Origin of the sequence: Rhodoblastus sp. 17X3 (assembly GCF_030056575.1) — a bacterium.
Classification (GTDB): domain Bacteria; phylum Pseudomonadota; class Alphaproteobacteria; order Rhizobiales; family Beijerinckiaceae; genus Rhodoblastus.
The window spans coordinates 138,328-157,164 of sequence record NZ_JASHHX010000007.1 but is presented as its reverse complement, the minus strand read 5'-3'; the positions used below and the strand labels follow the sequence as shown (position 1 = coordinate 157,164).

General features: G+C 64.8%; 21 protein-coding genes. 12 read left to right on the top strand and 9 right to left on the bottom strand.

Features of this window, described 5'->3' with window-relative positions:
* Nucleotides 1-3 precede the first annotated feature (3 nt).
* On the bottom strand, nt 4-1,161 hold the full coding sequence (locus tag QM467_RS09315) for a DUF2336 domain-containing protein (RefSeq protein ID WP_283366033.1): 1,158 nt from the start codon (nt 1,159-1,161) through the stop codon (nt 4-6).
* A gap of 185 nt (nt 1,162-1,346) precedes the next feature.
* Here QM467_RS09315 and QM467_RS09310 point away from each other — a divergent pair, with 185 nt between their 5' ends.
* Complete coding sequence (locus tag QM467_RS09310) at nt 1,347-1,538, top strand: hypothetical protein (RefSeq protein ID WP_283366032.1); 192 nt, start codon at nt 1,347-1,349, stop codon at nt 1,536-1,538.
* 31 nt (nt 1,539-1,569) lie between these two features.
* On the opposite strand, the gene QM467_RS09305 is transcribed toward QM467_RS09310, so the two are convergent.
* The 3 genes from QM467_RS09305 to QM467_RS09295 form a co-directional block, all read right to left on the bottom strand.
* Nucleotides 1,570-2,181, bottom strand: a complete 612-nt coding sequence (locus tag QM467_RS09305) for a hypothetical protein (RefSeq protein ID WP_283366031.1) — start codon at nt 2,179-2,181, stop codon at nt 1,570-1,572.
* Nucleotides 2,178-2,756, bottom strand: coding sequence for a DUF1214 domain-containing protein (locus QM467_RS09300; RefSeq protein ID WP_283366030.1), 579 nt, complete (start codon nt 2,754-2,756; stop codon nt 2,178-2,180). The genes QM467_RS09305 and QM467_RS09300 overlap by 4 nt, the downstream gene beginning before the upstream one ends.
* Before the next feature lie 173 nt (nt 2,757-2,929).
* Entirely contained in the window at nt 2,930-3,508 is a 579-nt protein-coding gene (locus tag QM467_RS09295) for a hypothetical protein (RefSeq protein ID WP_283366029.1), read from the bottom strand.
* Nucleotides 3,509-3,713: 205 nt separating this feature from the next.
* On the opposite strand from QM467_RS09295, the gene QM467_RS09290 reads away from it, so the two are divergent.
* From QM467_RS09290 to QM467_RS09270, 5 genes are all read left to right on the top strand, one after another.
* A complete protein-coding gene (locus QM467_RS09290) occupies nt 3,714-4,265 on the top strand; it encodes a PepSY domain-containing protein (RefSeq protein ID WP_283366028.1) in 552 nt (183 codons plus the stop codon).
* 12 nt (nt 4,266-4,277) lie between these two features.
* Nucleotides 4,278-4,964, top strand: coding sequence for a response regulator transcription factor (locus QM467_RS09285; protein ID WP_283366027.1), 687 nt, complete (start codon nt 4,278-4,280; stop codon nt 4,962-4,964).
* Nucleotide 4,965: 1 nt separating this feature from the next.
* Nucleotides 4,966-6,345 (top strand): sensor histidine kinase, encoded by a 1,380-nt coding sequence (locus QM467_RS09280; RefSeq protein ID WP_283366026.1) that lies wholly within the window; start codon nt 4,966-4,968, stop codon nt 6,343-6,345.
* 108 nt (nt 6,346-6,453) lie between these two features.
* Complete coding sequence (locus tag QM467_RS09275; RefSeq protein WP_446737754.1) at nt 6,454-6,843, top strand: hypothetical protein; 390 nt, start codon at nt 6,454-6,456, stop codon at nt 6,841-6,843.
* A 303-nt stretch (nt 6,844-7,146) separates the two neighbouring features.
* A complete protein-coding gene (locus tag QM467_RS09270; RefSeq protein ID WP_283366025.1) occupies nt 7,147-7,956 on the top strand; it encodes a transglutaminase-like domain-containing protein in 810 nt (269 codons plus the stop codon).
* Between the two features lie 57 nt (nt 7,957-8,013).
* Here QM467_RS09270 and QM467_RS09265 read toward each other — a convergent pair whose 3' ends face one another.
* Together QM467_RS09265 and QM467_RS09260 are read right to left on the bottom strand one after the other, a co-directional pair.
* The gene (locus tag QM467_RS09265) at nt 8,014-8,895 is read right to left on the bottom strand and encodes an ADP-polyphosphate phosphotransferase (RefSeq protein WP_283366024.1); all 882 of its coding nucleotides are present in this window, start codon (nt 8,893-8,895) and stop codon (nt 8,014-8,016) included.
* Between the two features lie 16 nt (nt 8,896-8,911).
* Entirely contained in the window at nt 8,912-9,907 is a 996-nt protein-coding gene (locus QM467_RS09260; protein WP_283366023.1) for a zinc-dependent alcohol dehydrogenase family protein, read from the bottom strand.
* Nucleotides 9,908-10,224: 317 nt separating this feature from the next.
* On the opposite strand from QM467_RS09260, the gene QM467_RS09255 reads away from it, so the two are divergent.
* A complete protein-coding gene (locus QM467_RS09255) occupies nt 10,225-11,196 on the top strand; it encodes a DUF4347 domain-containing protein (protein ID WP_283366022.1) in 972 nt (323 codons plus the stop codon).
* A 51-nt stretch (nt 11,197-11,247) separates the two neighbouring features.
* On the opposite strand, the gene QM467_RS09250 is transcribed toward QM467_RS09255, so the two are convergent.
* On the bottom strand, nt 11,248-11,676 hold the full coding sequence (locus tag QM467_RS09250; protein ID WP_283366021.1) for a DUF1772 domain-containing protein: 429 nt from the start codon (nt 11,674-11,676) through the stop codon (nt 11,248-11,250).
* Nucleotides 11,677-11,950: 274 nt separating this feature from the next.
* Here QM467_RS09250 and QM467_RS09245 point away from each other — a divergent pair, with 274 nt between their 5' ends.
* Together QM467_RS09245 and proS are read left to right on the top strand one after the other, a co-directional pair.
* The gene (locus QM467_RS09245) at nt 11,951-12,127 is read left to right on the top strand and encodes a hypothetical protein (protein WP_283366020.1); all 177 of its coding nucleotides are present in this window, start codon (nt 11,951-11,953) and stop codon (nt 12,125-12,127) included.
* Between the two features lie 144 nt (nt 12,128-12,271).
* Nucleotides 12,272-13,819, top strand: coding sequence for a proline--tRNA ligase (gene proS / locus QM467_RS09240; RefSeq protein ID WP_283366019.1), 1,548 nt, complete (start codon nt 12,272-12,274; stop codon nt 13,817-13,819).
* A 22-nt stretch (nt 13,820-13,841) separates the two neighbouring features.
* Here proS and QM467_RS09235 read toward each other — a convergent pair whose 3' ends face one another.
* On the bottom strand, nt 13,842-14,216 hold the full coding sequence (locus QM467_RS09235) for an SPW repeat protein (protein WP_283366018.1): 375 nt from the start codon (nt 14,214-14,216) through the stop codon (nt 13,842-13,844).
* 353 nt (nt 14,217-14,569) lie between these two features.
* Between QM467_RS09235 and QM467_RS09230 the strand changes: the two genes are divergently transcribed.
* From QM467_RS09230 to QM467_RS09220, 3 genes are read left to right on the top strand one after another with little or no spacing between them, the layout of a single operon-like run.
* Nucleotides 14,570-15,214 carry a DUF47 domain-containing protein gene (locus tag QM467_RS09230; protein WP_283366017.1) on the top strand — a complete coding sequence of 215 codons (645 nt, stop codon included), beginning with the start codon at nt 14,570-14,572 and terminating at the stop codon, nt 15,212-15,214.
* A gap of 9 nt (nt 15,215-15,223) precedes the next feature.
* A complete protein-coding gene (locus QM467_RS09225) occupies nt 15,224-16,225 on the top strand; it encodes an inorganic phosphate transporter (RefSeq protein WP_283366016.1) in 1,002 nt (333 codons plus the stop codon).
* A complete protein-coding gene (locus QM467_RS09220) occupies nt 16,222-16,707 on the top strand; it encodes an NUDIX hydrolase (RefSeq protein WP_283366015.1) in 486 nt (161 codons plus the stop codon). Before QM467_RS09225 ends, QM467_RS09220 begins: the two co-directional genes overlap by 4 nt.
* 41 nt (nt 16,708-16,748) lie before the next feature.
* Here QM467_RS09220 and shc read toward each other — a convergent pair whose 3' ends face one another.
* Nucleotides 16,749-18,791, bottom strand: a complete 2,043-nt coding sequence (gene shc, locus QM467_RS09215; RefSeq protein WP_283366014.1) for a squalene--hopene cyclase — start codon at nt 18,789-18,791, stop codon at nt 16,749-16,751.
* Between the last annotated feature and the right edge of the window lie 46 nt (nt 18,792-18,837).

Below are 18,837 nucleotides of genomic sequence, written 5' to 3'. Positions count from 1 at the left end.
TCGTCAGGCGGCGCCGTTCTTCCTCAGGTCGCGCTGTGGCGCAGAGGCGCCGCGTTCGGCGTTTTGCGTTTGCGACGCGACATTCGCCGGAGTGGAAACCGGAGTCTTGGAAACTGAAGTCTTGGAAACCGGAGTGTTGGAAACTGAGCGCTCGAAACGCTGGCGCTCGATGCGCTGGCTGCCGGTCGCCGCCTCGATGATCCGCGACGCGACCCGGCGCGGCAAGCGGAACAAGTTCATGTTCCGGCCGAACAGTTCCGACGACAGCGCGACCCTGGGAAACGCGATCAGGAAAATTCGCGCAGCGGCTTCCTGCGGCAGACCGATGGCGATGAAAGCCAGAGTCAGCGCGTCGCCGCTCTCGTCCTTGACGATGCGCCGCGCGCAGAGCGAATCGCATTTGAGCAGGTCGGCGAGAAGCAGGGCGAAGGTCGCGCGCTTCTGGCGCAGCGCCGCCGCCTCAATGCGCGCAGTCGTCTCTTCGTCCAGACCTTCGCTGGCGAGCCGGCCGGTCTGGCCAAGCCCGGCTTCGAGCGCAAGGGCGAGGAGTTTCGCGCGCTCTCCTGCATTGGCCGAAAGATAGAGCGGCAGGCAGTCGAGCGTGAGCGCGCAGCGGTCGAGCAGGGCGCGCGCGAGCGCGGGATCGTCGCGTCCGCGCAGGGCGAGTTGGCGCAGGCTCTCGTTCGTGAGCGGGGCAAGCGAATTGCCGGCGAGCGCGCGGGCGATCTCGCGTTCGGGCCGCGCGGCGAGCAGCCGGACGATCTCGCGGTCGAGATCGCTGCGAGCAGCGACCGCGCTGGCCTGGTCGCAGGGTCCGCTGGCGGCGACATGGCGCAACTCCCTCCATTCGACCTGCGGGTCGGCGAGAAAGATCTCGCGCGCCGCCTCGCCGCCGCGCGCCTTGATCCGGGCGAGGAGGGAGGCTGGCGAGTCGGCGCAGCGCGCCAGCTTGCGGGCGACCAGGGCCAGCGTGGCCTCGTCGGCGGCATCGATCAGCCTGCCCGCCATTTCTTCGTAGAGACGGATTTCCTCCGGCGAATGCTGGGGCTGCAAGGCGAAGAGATCGGTGGTGACGCGCAGAAGCACCGGCCGCATTTCGCTCGGTTTGGCTTCCGCCGAGGCCGCGAGATCGCGCAGGCGGGCGTAAATGTCGGTCGGCATGACAAGGGCCCGGAAAAAGTTCGGATAAAGGGACCCTAGCCAAGCTTTATTGACACATCATTAACCATCGCAAAGGATTAATGAGGGCAGGACATCGGATGTCCGAAATTTTAACAAATGCGCTATTTCATTTTTCACGGTTGGGCGCCCGAGCGATTCGGGGCCGCCGGGCGAGGGCGAGAGCCATGGGCGAGATCCTGCCATTCCGCATTGAATCGAGGCCGCGCGCCGCGACTGTTTCTCCGCAAGGTCCGGCGGAGATCCTGTTTTTCATGGGCGTCCGCTACGAGCGCCATGAGGATGGGACAAGCGGACCGCAGAGCCGCGCGCCCGCGGGAACCGCGCCGCGCCGCCAGCGCCGCCGCAAGCGCGCCTGATTCCGCCGAGCGATCATTCCGGCGCGCCGCATCAGGGCGCAGGCTTCTCAACCGAACATGCGAAGCCGCCGCGCGCCGCCGCCGCCGCTTCATAATCGCCTGCGCGCAGGCTGAGCGTCCGGAACAGGACGAAGCCTCTCGCGCTGGGGGAAACCAGCCGCAATTCATCGTCCCCACCGCCAGACGCGCCCGTCTGGCCGGTATTGTCCTGCGCCGAATCCAGCGCATCGGCCTGCGCCTGGGTCACGACGAGGACATTGAACTTCCCGTTCGGCGTCTGCTTGTCATTTGCGGAATAGATGATCGTGCCGTCCGCCAACCTGACCGAAACGGAGGCGGGATGATCGCCATCGGCTGAGGCGCGCACGCGCAACGGGCCCTGGGCAAGATCGAATCGACACAGGGCAAGCGCGGCGAAGGGATCGGCGAAGGCCGATCCGCCGGAGACCGCGGCCGCGCGCGGCAGAAGCGCCTTTTCGCCGGGGGCGAGAGGCAGCGCGAGCTTGCGGAACGATGCGCCGGGCGCGAGCGCGGGCAGCGACAGCACCGCCAGAAGGTGGATCGCTACGGCGCCGAACAGGGCCGCGACAACCCAGGGGATCAAGCCGATGACGCGGTCGGCTGCCGAGAGGCGCGGGCTCATGAGCAGCCTTCCCGCGTGATCCCGGGAAGGACAAGCCCGTCCAGGGCGCCGGTGACGGCGCTGCTTGTCTGTTGATAGGCGCGCATCACGAGGATGAAGCGGCTCTTGTCCCCGAGCGGGAGCCAATTGCCCGGCTGCGCGTCGCGCGAGGCGTCGACGGTGAAGCCGCCGCCGGAGTCGCGCAGCAATGTGGCCGAGCTCAGGCCATAGCGATTGGCGGCGTTGGGCCTCAGCCGGCCATCGACGTCATAGGCGGCCAGCGTCCAGAAACGCGCGGAGGGGGCGCCGCCGGAAATGCGATAATCGCAGCGCGCGTCCAGCGCCGCGCCAGAGTCGTCCGTCTTGGCGATGAAGGCGAGGCCCTCGCCGGAGCCGAGCGGCAAGGCGCCGCTGGCGGCGAGAACGGCGCGGGCGTAGGGGTCGATTTCGGAATCGCCAACGCGCGGCCAGGTCGTCCACGGCCCGATCTCGACGGCGCCGAAAGGCGGATCGCCTTGCAGGGCCGCCAAGGTCGCCGCCAGGCCGAGGGCCAGGGCGGCGATCGCGGCGAAGGGCAATGCTCTCAATCCGTTCAAGACCCCACCTCTGCCCCGGCGCGCGATTGCGCCGGGCGAAAAATGCGCCGCTCACGCTATGCGAAGGGCGCATTGGTGGCATAAAGCCGGATTGTCTGGCAAGTTGTCTGGCAAGGCTTTCGCGCCCGAAGCGAAGGGCGCGGGCGGCGCCTCCGCGCCAGAGCGCCGGCGGCTCAGCGCCAAACGCCGGCGATCTTTCCGCCGAGGCCCCAGGCCGTTTCGCTCCAGCGGCTGGCGTTTTCCCGCAGGGCGGCGACGCGGTCGCCAAATTCCATCGCGCCGGGAACCGCAACGCCGAAGAGCTTCACGGAACGGTCCGTCGCCGGCTCCGCTGCCGTGGAAGCCGCCATGGGGGCGGGCGCGTGGGCCGCGAGCGGCGAGGAGGCTTTGGCGGCCGGCTCCGCGCGGCGAAGGGGCCGGGCGTCGGGCGCGGGCGCTGACGGATGCGCGGCGCTGGCGGACGCGGACGGATCGGTAAGCCCGGAGTCGGGACCCGGCGTGAAACTCGACAGGCTCCTCAGCGCGGCAAGCTGTTCCGGATAATAGGCCAGGCTCCGCACGCTGGACGCCTCTTTTGCGTGATCTGGCGGCGCAAACGCGCGGGCGGCCGAGGTTTGCGCGGGCGCGGGGGCGGGCCGCAATTCCAGCCCGGCGTCGAGCGCCATCAGCGCAATGGCGCCGGCGGCCAGCACGGCGGCGATCTTCACACGCCCGGGCGGCGGAGAAACTTGATCATTGGAAATTGGATTCATGCGCAGAGCCCCGTCGGCCTGTGCCGGCTCCGGCGCAAAATGCCGGCGCGCTTCTGACATCAGGCAACGCCATTCAACGAAGCCATTGCGGCTAAACCGCGACGGCTTTCCGGCCTTCTGATGTTCGCGGCGGCAGGGCCGAAGGAAAAATCGAGCGGCGCCAGCGGTTCACGCCATATTCAGACTCGCCCGGTCAATCTGCCGCATGGCCAAAATCCGCGCGCTGGCTTCGCTCCTATGCCTTTGCGGGCTGCTCTCCACCCTCGGCGCCGGCGCCGCTTGGGCCGATGGCTATCGCTTTGGCGGCTGGGGTTTCGGCGGCCCGCGATTCTGGGGCCACGGCTTTTCCGGCCCGCGCTACGACGGCCCGCCTGTCTATGACGCCGAACCGCTGCCGGACGACTATCCCGATGAGCGCGCCGGCATGCGTGCGGGGCCGCCGCATGGCCCGCCAAACGCCCCGCCGGGCGCGCCAGTTGGCGCGCCTCCCTCGGGCGCGCCGCCTTTCGGCCCGCGGAAATGCTATACCCCCGCCGAGACGCGCGAGCGCGTGGCCAGCGCCGGCCTCCGCGAGCCGTTCGCCTTGATGCGCAAGGCCTCCGCCATGACCCAGGCCGAGGCGCTGGCGGGAAAATTATGCCGATGGAACGATCTCGATATTTATGACATCAGCCTGCTGCGCGGCGACGGCGCGCTGATCCATGTATACATGAACGCCGCGACCGGCCAGGTCGTCGGCGCGTTGAACGCGCACTGAAAGGATGATCAATTGCGCCTTCTCGTGATAGAGGACGACAAGGACCTCAACCGCCAGCTGGTCGCCGCGCTGGAAGACGCGGGCTACGCCGTCGATGCCGCGACCGACGGCGAGGAGGGCCATTTCCTCGGCGACACCGAGCCTTATGACGCGGTGATCCTCGACATCGGCCTGCCGAAGATGGACGGCATCGCCGTCCTCGCGGCCTGGCGCAAGGCCGAGCGGACCATGCCGGTGCTGATCCTGACCGCCCGCGACGGCTGGTCCGAGAAGGTGAAGGGCTTCGACGCCGGCGCCGACGATTATGTCGCCAAGCCGTTCCACATGGAGGAAATTCTGGCCCGCCTGCGCGCGCTGCTGCGTCGCGCCACCGGCCACGCCAGCAGCGAGCTGACCTGTGGCCCGGTGTCGCTCGACACCCGTTCGGGCCGGGTGCTGGTCTCCGGCGCGCCGGTCAAGCTGACCTCGCATGAATACCGCCTGCTGGCCTATCTGATGCATCATTCCGGGCGGGTGGTTTCGCGCAGCGAGATCGTCGAACATCTCTACGATCAGGATTTCGATCGCGATTCGAACACGATCGAGGTTTTTATCGGGCGGCTGCGCAAGAAGCTCGGCGTGGATGTGCTCCAGACTGTGCGCGGGCTGGGCTATATGCTGGAGCCGGGCGCGGCTCCGGACCACGCCCAGACGCGCTGACATGAGGCGACTCGCCGCCACCTCGATCGCGACGCGGCTGTTCGTCTCCTCGGCGGCGGCCTGCGTGGTGATCCTCACCGTGGCGGGGCTGGTCCTGACAGCCCTGTACCGCGATACGGCCGAGGCGGCGCTCGATGAGCAACTGGGCGTCTATCTGCGCGCTCTCGTCGCCGACATCGCTTCGCCCCATGACGACACGTCCGACGCCGGCCAGCTCGCCGAGCCGCAATTCGAATTGCCGCTTTCGGGCTGGTATTGGCAGATCACCCGGCTCGACGTCAGCCCGACCGACATCCGCGCCTCGCGCTCCCTGTTCGCCTCGCGCCTGCAGCGGCTGCCGGACTCCGCCGCCGAGCCGGGGCAGGAGGGGCGGCGGCGCGGCAATATCGCGGGGCCAGACAACAAGCCGCTGCGGATGCTGGAGCGGGTCATCAACGCCGGCGACCAGGGCCATTTTCTGGTTCAGGTCGCGGCGACGACCCTGACCGTAGACGGGCAGGTCGCACAATTCGAAATCGACATCGGCGTCACTTTCTTCCTGCTCGCGTTGCTGCTGGTCGCGGCCATGGCGTTCCAGGTGCGCTATGGCCTGCGCCCGCTGCGGCAGCTGCGCCGCGATGTCGTCGCCGTGCGGCGTGGACAGGCCGAGGGCGTGGCCGGCGAGTTTCCGCAGGAGATCGCGCCGCTCGCCGAGGAGTTGAACCTGCTGATCGGCGCCAATCGCGAGATCGTCGAACGGGCGCGCATCCAGGTCGGAAATCTCGCCCATGCGCTGAAAACGCCGCTGAGCGTCATCGTCAATGAGGCCGATTCCGAGCAGACGCCGCTGGCGCGCAAGGTTGCCGAACAGGCCGAGGTGATGCGCGATCAGTTGAAATTCTATCTCGATCGCGCCCGCGCCGCGACCCGCGCCGGGGCGATCGGCGCCGCCGCCGATCCCGCGCAGGCTTTGGCCTCCATGGCGCGCGCTTTCGGCAAGATCTATCCGGCGATCGACCTCGCCGTGGATTGTCCCGAGGATTTGCGCTTTCGGGGCGAAAAGCAGGATTTCGACGACATGGCCGGCAATCTCATCGACAACGCCTGCAAATGGGCGAAAAGCGAGGTGCGGGTCGTCGCCGAGGCCTTGCCGTCGAGCGGCAGCGACCGTGTCTTCTTCGAACTGTCCATCGACGACGACGGGCCTGGCCTCGCCGCGGACCAGCGCGACGAGGCTTTGCGGCGCGGACGGCGGATCGACGAGAGCAAGCCGGGTTCGGGGCTGGGCCTGTCCATCGTGGTCGATCTCGCGGGGGCCTATGGCGGCAAGCTGAACCTGAGCGATTCGCCGCTCGGCGGGTTGCGCGCCGTTCTCGTCCTGCCTGCGCTGCCGCAGGACTGAACGCGCGGCGTCCCACGACGATTTTTGTGTCTTTTCGCCTTTCGCCGCGGGAAGGCGGCGTCTAATATGCCGCCAAATTCACGATCGCTATCGTTCTGGAGGTTTGCCGTGATGAATCTGGCCCGCGCCGGCCTGGCCTGCGCGCTCCTCGTGTCCCTGTCGGGTTGCGCGACCACGACGCCCGAGGCGACCGCCCCGGCGGCGGCCGCCGCCGCTGTGGCCCCGCCGCCGCCCTATACGGGGCTGGCCAGCGGCTCGCTCGGCGGCAGCCTTGACGCCGTCAGCAGGACCGCGGCCAATAATGCGGAAATCGCGGCGCTGAATTCCGGCGAACGCAAGACCTGGCGCGGCGACGACGGCGCCTATGGCTATGTGGCGCCCGGCGCCGCGACCGGCGATTGCCGCGAGCTCAGCCATACGATTTACATCAATGGACGGCCGCAAATCGGCAAGGGAACGGCTTGCCGCGCCGCCGGCGGTTGGAAGCTCAATTCCTGATTCCCTTGAGGATCAGCGCGTCTCGATCTTTCCGGGCGGCGGACCAGATGGCTCCGCCGCCTCATTTTTGAGCATTCATTGGCTATTTCTTGTGTTTTTGAGTGATTTAAGCGTCTGTAAGCTGAATTGAACGAGCGGAATCGCATTTTCGACAAGGTTGCGTTAGCTCAAACTGCCTGGATCGCGTAATATTGTGACGGATATCGTCGCGCGGTTGCGTCGCCGGCCCTGAAGACTGGCGTATTTCAGTTCGCGGGTCGGGAATTTCGTTTCCGGGAATTTCTCTTCAAGTCAGGATTTTTAATGCGCCTTCGCATCGGCTATGACATGGCCTATGAAATTTCGGCGGTCACGCCGATCATCTGTCTGCTCAACGTCCATCAGCGCCAGGCCGCGCAACTCGACCAGCCGGATTATCTGCACACCGAGCCGGCCTTGCCGCAGCGGACCTATCTCGACGGCTTCGGCAATCTCTGCACGCGCCTGGTCGCGCCGCCCGGCCTGATCCGCATGAAATCGAACGCCGTGTTTCATGCGAGGCGGACGATCGATCCGGTCAATACCGAGGCGGTCCAGCACGAAATCGCGGACCTGCCGGCGGATACTCTGGAGTTTTTGCTCGGCAGCCGCTATTGCGAGACCGATCTGCTCTCGAACGAAGCCTGGCGGCTGTTCGGCTCCTTCCCGCCGGGCTGGGCGCGCGTCCAGGCGATCTGCGATTTCGTTCATCAGCACATCCGTTTCGGCTACGATCAGGCCAACCCGACCCTTACCGCCTATCAGGCCTATCAGAAACGGACGGGCGTCTGCCGCGACTTCACGCATCTCGCCATAGCGTTCGCGCGCGGGCTGAATATTCCGGCGCGTTATTGCAGCGGCTATATCAGCGACGTCGGCCTGCCGCCGCCCTATGAAGAGCAGGATTTCTGCGCCTGGATGGAAGTGTTTCTCGGCGGCCGCTGGTGGGCGTTCGATCCGCGTAACAATGGGCCGCGCGTCGGCCGGATCCTGATGGCGCAGGGCCGCGACGCCGCCGACACGCCGCTGGTTCATTTCTTCGGCCCGCAAACCCTGCATGAATTTCGCGTCTGGGTCGATGAATTGCCGGACTGAACTTCTGCCGCGCCCGCCGGCTCCGACGCGATCGGTCCTTTTCAGGCGCCGATGGCGTTATTCGCCCAACTGGGCGCGGATCGCCTGCAATTCCTTGCGCCGCGCCTCGCACACCTTCGGGAAGGCGAGATTCAGCGATTCCAGCCGGCCCATAACGATGTGCGAGACAATCAGCCGCGCCGATAATTTGTCATCGGCCGGCACGACGAACCAGGGAGCGTCTTTGGTGCTGGTCGCGGACAGGCATTTCGCATAGGCCTTCTGGTAATCGTCCCAGTAGCCGCGCTCCTCTATGTCGGCCTGCGAGAACTTCCAGTTCTTCTCCGGCTCGTCGATGCGGGCGAGAAAGCGTTTGCGTTGCTCCTCTTTCGAGAGATGGAGGAAAAATTTCAGCACATGGACATTGTTCGAGGCCAGATGGCGTTCGAGATTCGTGATCGAGCGATAGCGCTCGCGCCAGAAGTCGCCGTCAGCCTCGCTGGGATCGAAGCCTTCGGCGCACAGCAATTGCGGATGGACGCGCAGGATCAGGACGCTCTCGTAATAGGAGCGGTTGAAAATGCCGATCATGCCGCGCTCGGGCAATTCGCGCGTCGTACGCCACAGGAAATCATGCTCCAGTTCGACGCCGCTCGGGTGCTTGAACGACGTCACGTGGCAGCCTTGCGGATTGACGCCGGACATGACGTGGCGGATCGCGCCGTCCTTGCCCGCCGCATCCATGGCCTGGAAGATCAGCAGCAGCGAGTCGCGGTCGCGGGCGTAGAGCTTTTGCTGGAGGTCGCTCAGCCGCTCGACATGATTTGCGAGGATCGTGTGGTAATCCTCCCTGGAGCGATGGACGGGATCGACCAGCGTGGGCCAGTCCGCGAGATCGACCTTGTCGCCCTCTTTCACCCGGAATTTCCGGGCGTCGATCACGCATTTTTCCCTCGCCATTTTTCGCTCTCCGGCGTTACGGAACCAGCACGGCGGCGCCGTCGAACGCGCCCGCGCGCAGGTCGGCGAGCGCGGAATTGGCGTCCTTGAGCCGGTAGATCCTGGTGGTGGTCTCGATGCCGAGTTCCGGTGCGAGGCGCAGGAATTCGACGCCGTCGCGGCGGGTGAGATTGGCGACCGAGACGAGCTGCCGCTCCTCCCACAGGATCGAATAGGGAAAGCTCGGAATGTCGCTCATGTGGATGCCGGCGCAGACCACCGCGCCGCCCTTGCGCACGGCGCGCAGGGCGGCGGGGACGAGCGCGCCTACGGGTGCGAAGATGATGGCGGCGTCGAGCTTTTCCGGCGGCGTCTCGTCTGAGCCGCCCGCCCAGGCCGCGCCGATGTTCCGCGCGAAGTCTTGGGTCCCTGTATCGCCGGTCCTGGTGAAGGCGAAGACCTGGTGACCCTGCTTCGCCGCGACCTGCGCCAGAATATGCGCGGCTGCGCCGAAGCCATAGAGGCCGAGCCGCTCGATGCGGCCCGCGCTGCGCCCGGCGATCTTGAAGGCGCGCCAGCCGATCAGCCCGGCGCAGAGCAAGGGCGCGAGCGCGGAGTCCTCGCCGGATTCGCCCAGAGGAAAGGCGAAGCGGGCGTCGGCGATTGTCATGGTCGCATAGCCGCCGTCCCGCGTGAAACCAGTGAATTCTGGATGGTCGCAGAGATTTTCATGGCCGCCGATGCAGGGGCCGCAGGCCTGGCAGGTATGGCCGAGCCAGGGCACGCCTACGCGCTCGCCGATCTCGAATCCGCTGACGCCCGGGCCGATCAGGTCCACCCGGCCGACGATTTCATGGCCGGGAATGATCGGAACGCGGGGATGCGGCAATTCGCCGTCCACGACATGGAGATCGGTGCGGCAGACGCCGCAGGCGGAAACCTTCAGGCGGATTTCGCCGGGGCCGGGCAGGGGATCAGGCCGCTCCGTCCATTCGAGCGGCGCGCCGATGCGGTTCAAAATCATGGCGAACATGGCTGCCATCCAGGGATGCGGCGCTTATAATCCCGACGTCGGCGCGCTGCTGTCAACGTTTTCTGCGATACAAGCCGTTTCGGCCGAGGGGAGAAACGCCGGATTTCTTGCGGGCTGCTTATCTTTGCCTTGACGCAAACGTGCGCGATATCTACGATTGGCGCCATTATACATAGCTGCAATCTTTTCGCCGTTCGCCGGGACATGATTTTTCAAGAATATCGATAGTATTGTCGTATCCGGGTAGCGGGTGTCTCAGACGAATTCCTTTGTCGCAAATTATCGAAGGACGCGCAGGCCAAAAACGAGGTCGAACAATGGCGGCGATCTGGGCCTTTTCCAAAAACGTTCCCCTCAGCGTTTGCGCGGATGCGCGCCTTTTGGGCGGGGGGACAAATTTGCAATATCCGGCAGGGAACGAACACGGTCAGGCCGGATGGGATGCAGGATTTATGTTTAATACTATTGGCGATCTGAGCGAAAAATTGGGGCAAGCCGCAGGACAAGTTGAAGGTGGGATTTCCAGGCTTGCTATTAACGTCCATGGATCCCCCGGTCAAATTGACGCTGACAGTTCGGGGAAAGGATATAATTTCACTGAACTTTGGAGAAAATATAGTTCGCCTTTGGTCTTCATCAACAGGTTGCTGAACGCCGGAGCCCCGGTTCTGATTATGGGTTGCCAAGCAGCTGCTGGAGATGAGGGCGCGTCTTTTCTTTGCGAATTGTCGAGCAGGGCGTTTACCGGTCGCCGGGTCGTTGGATTTACGACCATTGGTGTTTCAATGAGGCAGTATAGAAAAAGCGAGTACTGCACAGAGCCGGGCATGCGCGATTCAAATTACGATATGCCGTCGGAAGGATTGCCCGAAATTCAGAGGCAGCGTGAAAAAGAGGTTCTGACTTTGCCCTGGGCCAGCGAGACTTCGCCTCACGCCAAGATCGCGCTGGACGGCAAGATCATCGCGGGCGCTGAAGCGCCGCCTGATGCTGTCAATTATGCGTTTCAATCCTATTTGCCGGGGACTTGGCTCGCTGTCATCGGCGATTGGAACGGTTATTTTCTTTTCGAAGCGAATGGAAAAGTTTCCTGGATGGACGCTTCAATGCGCCCTCATCGCGGGAAATGGTGGACGATGGCTGGAAGCATCGACTGGAGTTTCTCGGACGATCCGCCCGGATGGGTTCGGCAATTCGAGATTTTGACGCCGATGAAATCCACGATGAATGGCGCAGTCACCATTAATGGCGTCCAGCATGGCTACTTCACGATGTCCAAACAAACCTGAAGCCGCCGGTGCGCGATTGGCCGGGATGATAAAGGCCCGGCGCCTGCGCGGCTAAAGCGAAGCCCAGGCGAAGACCGCGGTTGAGGCGGCGGCAAGGGCGAACAGGCCCCATTCCAGCAGGCCCCAGAAGGTGACGATCTCGCGGGCGTCCGCGTCGGGCTGGGCCGGCGAGGCTGCAAGCAGCCTGTTGTTCAGCGGCACGATGACGAAATAGGTATAGGGCCAGCTCGCCAGGGCCAGCAGCGCGCCGATCAGAAAGCGCACGTCCGAGGCGCGGCCGAAGGCGGCGAGGCCCGACAGGGCCGCGAGTAGAGCGAGGCCGCCAAGCAGCGCGAAGCCGCGCCGGTCGCTCGGCGCCCATTCGCGAATCATGGAGGCGTCGTCGAGGGCGAGGCGGGCCGGTTGCTCGACGAGGTTCAGATAAAGCGCGGCGCCGGCGAAAGCGGAGGCGAAGACCAGAGCGAGCAGACCAAACAGCATGAAAGGGTTCCGATTTTCCGCGCAAGCCGCGTGTTTGCGTCATAGCCCGTTTGCCGCGCGACCGGAAGCCTTTTCGCGCGCGGGCTCCAGCGCGTCGTTAACCGAGCTTTAAGCATGACATTGGCATGATCCATGCTTGGACGAAAGCATGAGAATATCGCCCAAGAATGAGCAGGTCGCGAAAAGCAATCGGGGCGAGGAGGCGGACCAAGGGGTAAACCGGATTGGCGACGATCCGGCCGGCGTGTGCAACACGTTTTACTGAGGACGACCAATGCCGATCACCCGCTGCATCTATTGCAAATTGCCGACGCGGATCCATTTCGCCTGGTGCCAGGAAAGCGGCGTCAAGGGCGAAATGCCGCCGGAAGCCCTGCGCCCCGGAAGCATCGTCATGGAAACGCGCGAATTGCGCTGGTGCAAGCCGGTGGGCGTGAAGAGCCAGCGCTGAACCCGAGCGAATTGATCGCCTCAAATTGATGGCCGCTGACGGGAACGGCCGCTCGTCCGCGCTTCGGCGGGCGGCGGCGTTGCAAAGCGCGCGATTTCGGTCCAGTAGTGACGCCTCTCCGATATCGTCGAAATGGCCTGAAAAATGAAGCGCGCTTTGCCCGTCACCCGCGAAGAGAATTTTCCCGATTGGTATCAGGCCGTGGTCGACCAGGCCGATCTCGCGGAAACCTCGCCGGTGCGCGGCTGCATGATTATCAAACCGTGGGGCTGGGGCATCTGGGAACTGGTCCAGAGCGCGCTCGACAGGCGCATCAAGGAAACCGGACACGAAAACTGCTATTTCCCGCTGTTCATCCCCATGAGCTTCATTGCCCAGGAGGCGAGCCATGTGGAGGGCTTCGCCAAGGAAATGGCGGTGGTCACCCATCACCGGCTCAAGGCGGTCGATGGCAAGCTGGTGGTCGATCCGACGTCCGAGCTGGAAGAACCGCTGGTGGTGCGCCCGACCTCGGAGACGATCATCGGCGACGCCTTCCGGCGCTGGGTCGCCTCCTATCGCGATCTGCCGATCCTCATCAATCAATGGGCCAATGTGGTGCGCTGGGAAATGCGCACCCGCATGTTCCTGCGCACCACTGAATTCCTGTGGCAGGAGGGCCATACGGCCCACGCCACCAGGGAAGACGCGCTCGAAGAGACGCTGAAAATGCTCGAAGTCTATCGCGAACTGGCGGAAGACATTCTGGCGATGCCGGTCGTGGTTGGCGAGAAGCCGGAAAACGAGCGCTTCCCCGGCGCCGATTCGACCTTCTCGATCGAGGCCATGATGCAGGACGGCAAGGCCTTGCAGGCCGGCACCTCGCATTATCTCGGGACCAATTTCGCCAAAGCGCAGAACATCCGCTACCAGTCGGCCACCGGCGAGCTGGAATATTGCCACACCACGTCATGGGGCGTGTCTACGCGTCTCATCGGCGGGGTCATCATGACCCACGGCGACGACGACGGCCTGCGGCTGCCCCCGCGAATCGCGCCCAGGCAGGTCGTGATCGTGCCAATGTTGCGCGACAAGCCCGAGGACGCCGAGCTGCTCGCCTATTGCGAGAAGCTGGAGGCGGAAATTTGCAAGCTTTCCGCTTTCGGCGACCCCTTGCGCGTAAAGCTCGACAAGAAGCCGATCCGCTCCGCCAACAAGCGCTGGGACTGGCTGCGGCGCGGTGCGCCGATCCTGCTCGAAGTCGGCCCGCGTGACATGGCGTCCGACCACGTGACCCTGATCCGCCGCGACAGATTGCGCGATGGCGACAAGGTGATCTCGCAGGGCCTCGCCCGCACTGACTTTCTTCTCCAGGCGCCGGCCTTGCTCGCCGAAATTCAGGCCAATCTCTACTCCGAGGCCAAGGGCCGGCTCGACGCCAATATTCGGACCGATCTGAAGGATTTCGACGCTATCGCGGCTTTTTTCGGCGCCGCTTCGGAGGACGACGACGCCAAATCCGGCTTCAAGGGCTGGGTGCGCGCGCCCTGGGCGCGGCCGACCGGCGCCGAGCTTGAGGCGGTCGAAGCGCGGCTCAAGGCGCTGAAGCTGACCCTGCGCAACATCCCGGTGGGACAGGGCGCCGCTTCCGGCGCCTGCGTCTTCAGCGGCCGCCCGGCGGTCGAGGAAATTTTGATCGCGCGCGCCTATTGAGGCGCGGGCGATCGTTCCGCATTTACATCATCCGCGCGTGCGGCGGGTGGTGAACCGCCCAAAGCTCCGTTGCGGCCGCAAGGACGACCAGCACACCGATAACGTAATGCGCCAGTACAGCGTGCATGACGTTGCCGAAGCCGATGACATAGGGCGAGGCCATGACCGCCAGTCCGACCAGCAGATTGACCCATTCCTCCCATTCCGCGAATTTTATAATCGCGGCGAAGGACAGGACGCCGATGATCAGTCCGCCGGTCCAGGCCGTGCGCGCCGCCATCTCATGGTCGCTGTATCCAAGCGCCCAAGGCGAGATAAAGAGCAGCACGCCGAGGACGAAATTGGCGTAGTCCTGGAATCGTGTTCCCGTGTTTTTGAAGCCAGCGAGGCCAGCCATAGCCGCCTCCCTTATTGTGCGACCGGCGCCATGCCGGCGCTTCTCGTCTTATTCGATGTAATTCGTCGCAAACGCTTTTCAAGCGCGGGCCTCGCTGGCAAAAGGCGCGATTCGCCCCGGCGATTCACGGGCTGCGCCCCGTCTGCGCGGATCGCTGGAGCTATGCTGGAAAATGTGGCACGATTTGCGGCGACCGCGGGAGCGCTGTCGGAGGACGTGATCCGCGCCGATTCGCGTGTGCGCCGGTTTGTTCTGGATCATTTCGGACATTCACGCACTTTACATATTGAGTTCCTGAACCTACGCCTTGTCACAAAAGATTCATCAAGCTGTCATTTTCCGCGGAGGCGCGCATGCTTCGTTGGCTCCAGGCCCTGATGCCGAAAGAGGAAAAGTTTTTCGACCTCTTCGAGCGTCACGCCAAGATCGCGCTCGAGGGCGCCCAGACCTTGCGCGCCGTGCTTGACGGCGGCCACAAGGTTCCAGCCTTGTGCGAGGCGGTGATCCGCATCGAAAATGACGCCGACGAGGTTTCGCGCGAGGTCCTGCTCGCGCTGCGCCGCAGCTTCATCACGCCCTTCGATCGCGGCGACATTCACGGCCTCATCAACGACATGGACGACGCCGTCGACCAGATGCGCCAGACCGTGAAGGCGATCGACCTGTTCGACGTCACGGAATTCGATCCGAACATGGTCCACATCGGCGATCTGATCGTGGAGACAGCGCGGATCGCGCTGGACACGATGCCGCTGTTGCGCGCCATGAACGCCAATGCGCAGAAGATCAACCTGGCCAATGAGCATATCGTCAGGCTGGAGGAAGAATCGGACGTCCTCTACATGAAGGGTCTGAAGGAACTTTATCAGGCGCATAAGGATGACCGTCCGATGGCTTACATCGTCGGAAAGGAAGTCTATTCCCATCTCGAAAAAGTCGTCGATTGTTTCGAGAACGTGGCGAACCGCATGAGCGGCATTCTTCTCGAACATTTGTGAGGACAGCCGATGGATGGGGCCTCCGTCGTTCTCGTCACGCTCATCGCCGTCGCCTTGCTGTTCGATTTCCTGAACGGCCTGCATGACGCGGCCAATTCCATCGCCACCATCGTCTCGACGCGGGTGCTGCGTCCGCAATACGCCGTGTTCTGGGCGGCTTTCTTCAATTTCATCGCCTTCGCCTTTTTCGGCCTGCATGTCGCCAATACGGTCGGCAGCGGCATTGTGGACGCTCATATCGTCGACGACCGGCTGATTTTCGGCGCGCTGACGGGCGCCATCGTCTGGAATGTCGTCACCTGGCTGGTCGGCATCCCGTCCTCCTCGTCGCATGCGCTGATCGGCGGGCTGGTCGGGGCTGGTCTTGCCAAGGCGGGAACCTCGGCCATCGTCTGGGCCGGGCTGAGCAAGACCGGCGCGGCCATCGTCCTGTCGCCGCTGCTCGGCTTTTATCTCGCTTTGCTGCTGATGCTGGCCGTCTCCTGGATTTTCGTCCGGGTCACGCCGATCGCGGTGGATTCGAGCTTCCGCATCCTGCAATTCGTGTCGGCTTCGCTCTATTCGCTCGGTCATGGCGGCAATGACGCGCAGAAGACCATGGGCGTCATCGCGGTCCTGCTGTTCGCCCATGGCGCCGGCGGCGCAACCTTTCATGTGCCGCTCTGGGTCGTGCTCTCCTGCCAATCGGCCATGGCGCTCGGCACCTTGTTCGGCGGTTGGCGCATCGTCCACACGATGGGGTCGAAGATCACGCGGCTGACGCCGATGCAGGGCTTCTGCGCTGAAACGGGGGGCGCAATGACCCTGTTCCTCGCCACGGGCCTCGGCATTCCCGTCTCCACGACCCATACGATCACCGGCGCCATCGTCGGGGTCGGGGCGGCGCGCCGGGTTTCGGCCGTGCGCTGGAACGTGGCGCAGAATATCGTCGTCGCCTGGGTCCTCACCATGCCGGCGGCGGGACTGATCGCGGCTCTGGCCTATGCTGGCGCGGGGTGGCTGGAGCCATGATCGCAAAAACCTCGAAGGGTCGGAAAAAGGCTCGGAAAGCGGCCAAGAGCCTTAAAGCGGTCGCGGTCGGGACGGAGCGGCTGCAATTTGCCGCGCTGCCCTGGCGTGTGGCCGATGGTCTTGAGATCATGCTGGTTTCGTCGCGCGAGACGAAACGATGGATCATTCCGAAGGGATGGCCCATGGCCGGGCGCAGCGGCGCCGCGGCGGCGGCCATCGAGGCGATGGAGGAGGCGGGCCTGCTCGGCGTCATCTCCGACGAGCCGATCGGCCATTTCACTTACGCCAAGCGGTTTTCGCGCGGTGAGGAGCTGTGCCGGGTCGAGGTCTTTTCGCTGCGCGTCGCGCGCCAGCGCGGCCACTGGCCGGAACAGCACGAGCGCGAGACGCAATGGTTCCCGGTCGCCGAGGCCATGGCGCTGGTCTCCGATCCCGAACTGGCGGACGTCATCGCGGCTTTTGCGCGCGATTTCAGCGCCTGACGCCATTGGCCCTTACAAAGGGCCGATAGGATGAGTTGGCGTCAGGCGGTTTTCGCGGCGCGTAAAACCCGGGCCAGCGCCATCAGCGGGAAATAATGGCAATAGAGGCCATAGCGCAGCATGAAGGCGCGCGACAGCTCCGGCCCCTGTTGCAGCCGCTCCGAAAGCAGCGGGTCGTTCAGCTTGATGGTCTGGCCGACGCCATAGCCGGGGAAGCCGGTTCCGGTGAATTCCGGCTCCGGCCAGGTTCCCTCGCTCTGGCGCTCGATCAGGAACTGGCAGCCGCGCGCGATGGCTGCCTGATCCTGCGGGCGATTTGCGGCGACAAGCCCCATCAAGGCCCAAGCCGTCTGCGAGGCGGTCGCGGTCCCGCGTCCGGCGCTTTCGGCCTGCATGTAGGAGGCGCAGCTTTCGCCCCAGCCGCCGTGATCCTGCTGGCGGGATTTCAGCCAGTCGCAGGCCCGGCTGATCGCAGCCTGGCCCATATCCTCGCCGGCGGCGGCGAGCGCCGGCAGCGCCGCGCCGACTCCATAGATGTAATTGACTCCCCAGCGCCCGAACCACGAGCCGTCCGGCTCCTGCTGCGCCCAGAGAAAAGCCAAGGCGCGGGCCATGGCCGGATGATGGCGCGAAATGCCGAGCCTCGCGAAAGCCTCGACGACATGGGCTGTGACGTCCACCGAGGGCGGGTCGAGAGCCTCGCCGAAGTCGCAGAAGGGGATTTTGGTCAGCAGTTGGTTGGTGTTGTCCTTGTCGAAGGCGCCCCAGCCGCCGCCTTCGCTCTGCATGGCGATGAGCCAGTCGACGCCGCGCTGCAGCGCCTCCTCGATTCCCTGCGCTCGCCATTTCGGGTCGTCGCGGAAGGGCGCCAGCGCAATCAGCGCGACGGCGGTGTCGTCGACGTCGGGGTAGGAATTATTGGCGTATTCAAAGGCCCAGCCGCCCGGCTTCACTCCCGGCAGCTTCACCGACCAGTCGCCGGGAACCAGAACCTGACGCTTCAGGACCCAATCCACCGCCTTTTCCACCGTCTCGGATTGCGGGGCGGGCGCGCCGGCGTCGTCGAAGGCGAGCAAAGTGAGGATCGTGTCCCAGACCGGGCTGTTGGTCGCCTGGATGAAGGTGGCGTCGCCGACATCGACGCGCCAGCCGGGATCGTTGAGGCAGTCCAGCCCCTTGGCCATCACGGGATGGTCGAGCGCATAGCCCTCCACATGCAGGGCCATCAGGCTGTAGATCCAGGGCGGCTGGATGCCGCCCCAGCCGCCGTCGGAATCCTGATGGCGGATGATCCATTCCAGCACGTGGCGGACCGCCGCGCCGCGCCATAGACTCAGGCCATGCTTGTGGCCGAACTCCTGCAAGCCGTGCAGTACCGTATCGGTCTTGCGGAAGAACAGGTCCCAGCCGCCGGCGTTCTTCTTGGGCGGCAGGTCAAAGTCGAAATTCTCGCGTCCGCCGGGGAAGAGCGCATCGAGGCGGCGCTGCGGCGGCAGGGGCCGGCTCGGCCGGCGCGCGGACAGCACGGCGATCGGCATCAGCGTCGCCCGCGCCCATTGCGCGAAGTGATAGATGTTGAACGGGAACCAGAGCGGCAGCCAGATCACCTCCGGCGGCAGGTTGGGCGTCTTCTCCCACGGCCATTCGCCGATCAGCGCCAGCCAGTAGCGGGTAAAGACGCGGACATTGCGCAGCCCGCCCTTGGCCTCGATCCAGCGCTGCGCCTTGACCAGAGCCGGATGGTCTTCCGGATAGCCGGAGACGCGGAGGGCCGCATAGGCCTCGACGGTGGTGTTGATGTCGCCATTGGGCGCGGCGTGATAGATCTCCCAGGCGCCGTCCGGGCGCTGCGTGTCGAGCAGCGATTGCGCCAGCCGCGCGCAGAGCGGGTGGTCGTCCAGTCCCAGGAACCACAGGCAGAGACGCCATTGCGCCTCCATGCAGCCATTGGATTCCGCGCGGCCGACCCAATGGCCGTCGGGCTTCTGCCGCGCGAGCAGCCAGTCGATCGCGGCCTGCGCGCTGGAGCGAAGCGCGGCGCGGAAATTGTCCGAGGCGGTTATTTCGGTGTCGCAGATCGTCAAGCCAAGGGTCTCCGCAGTTTCTCGTTGCCGTTTTAAGGACGGCGAG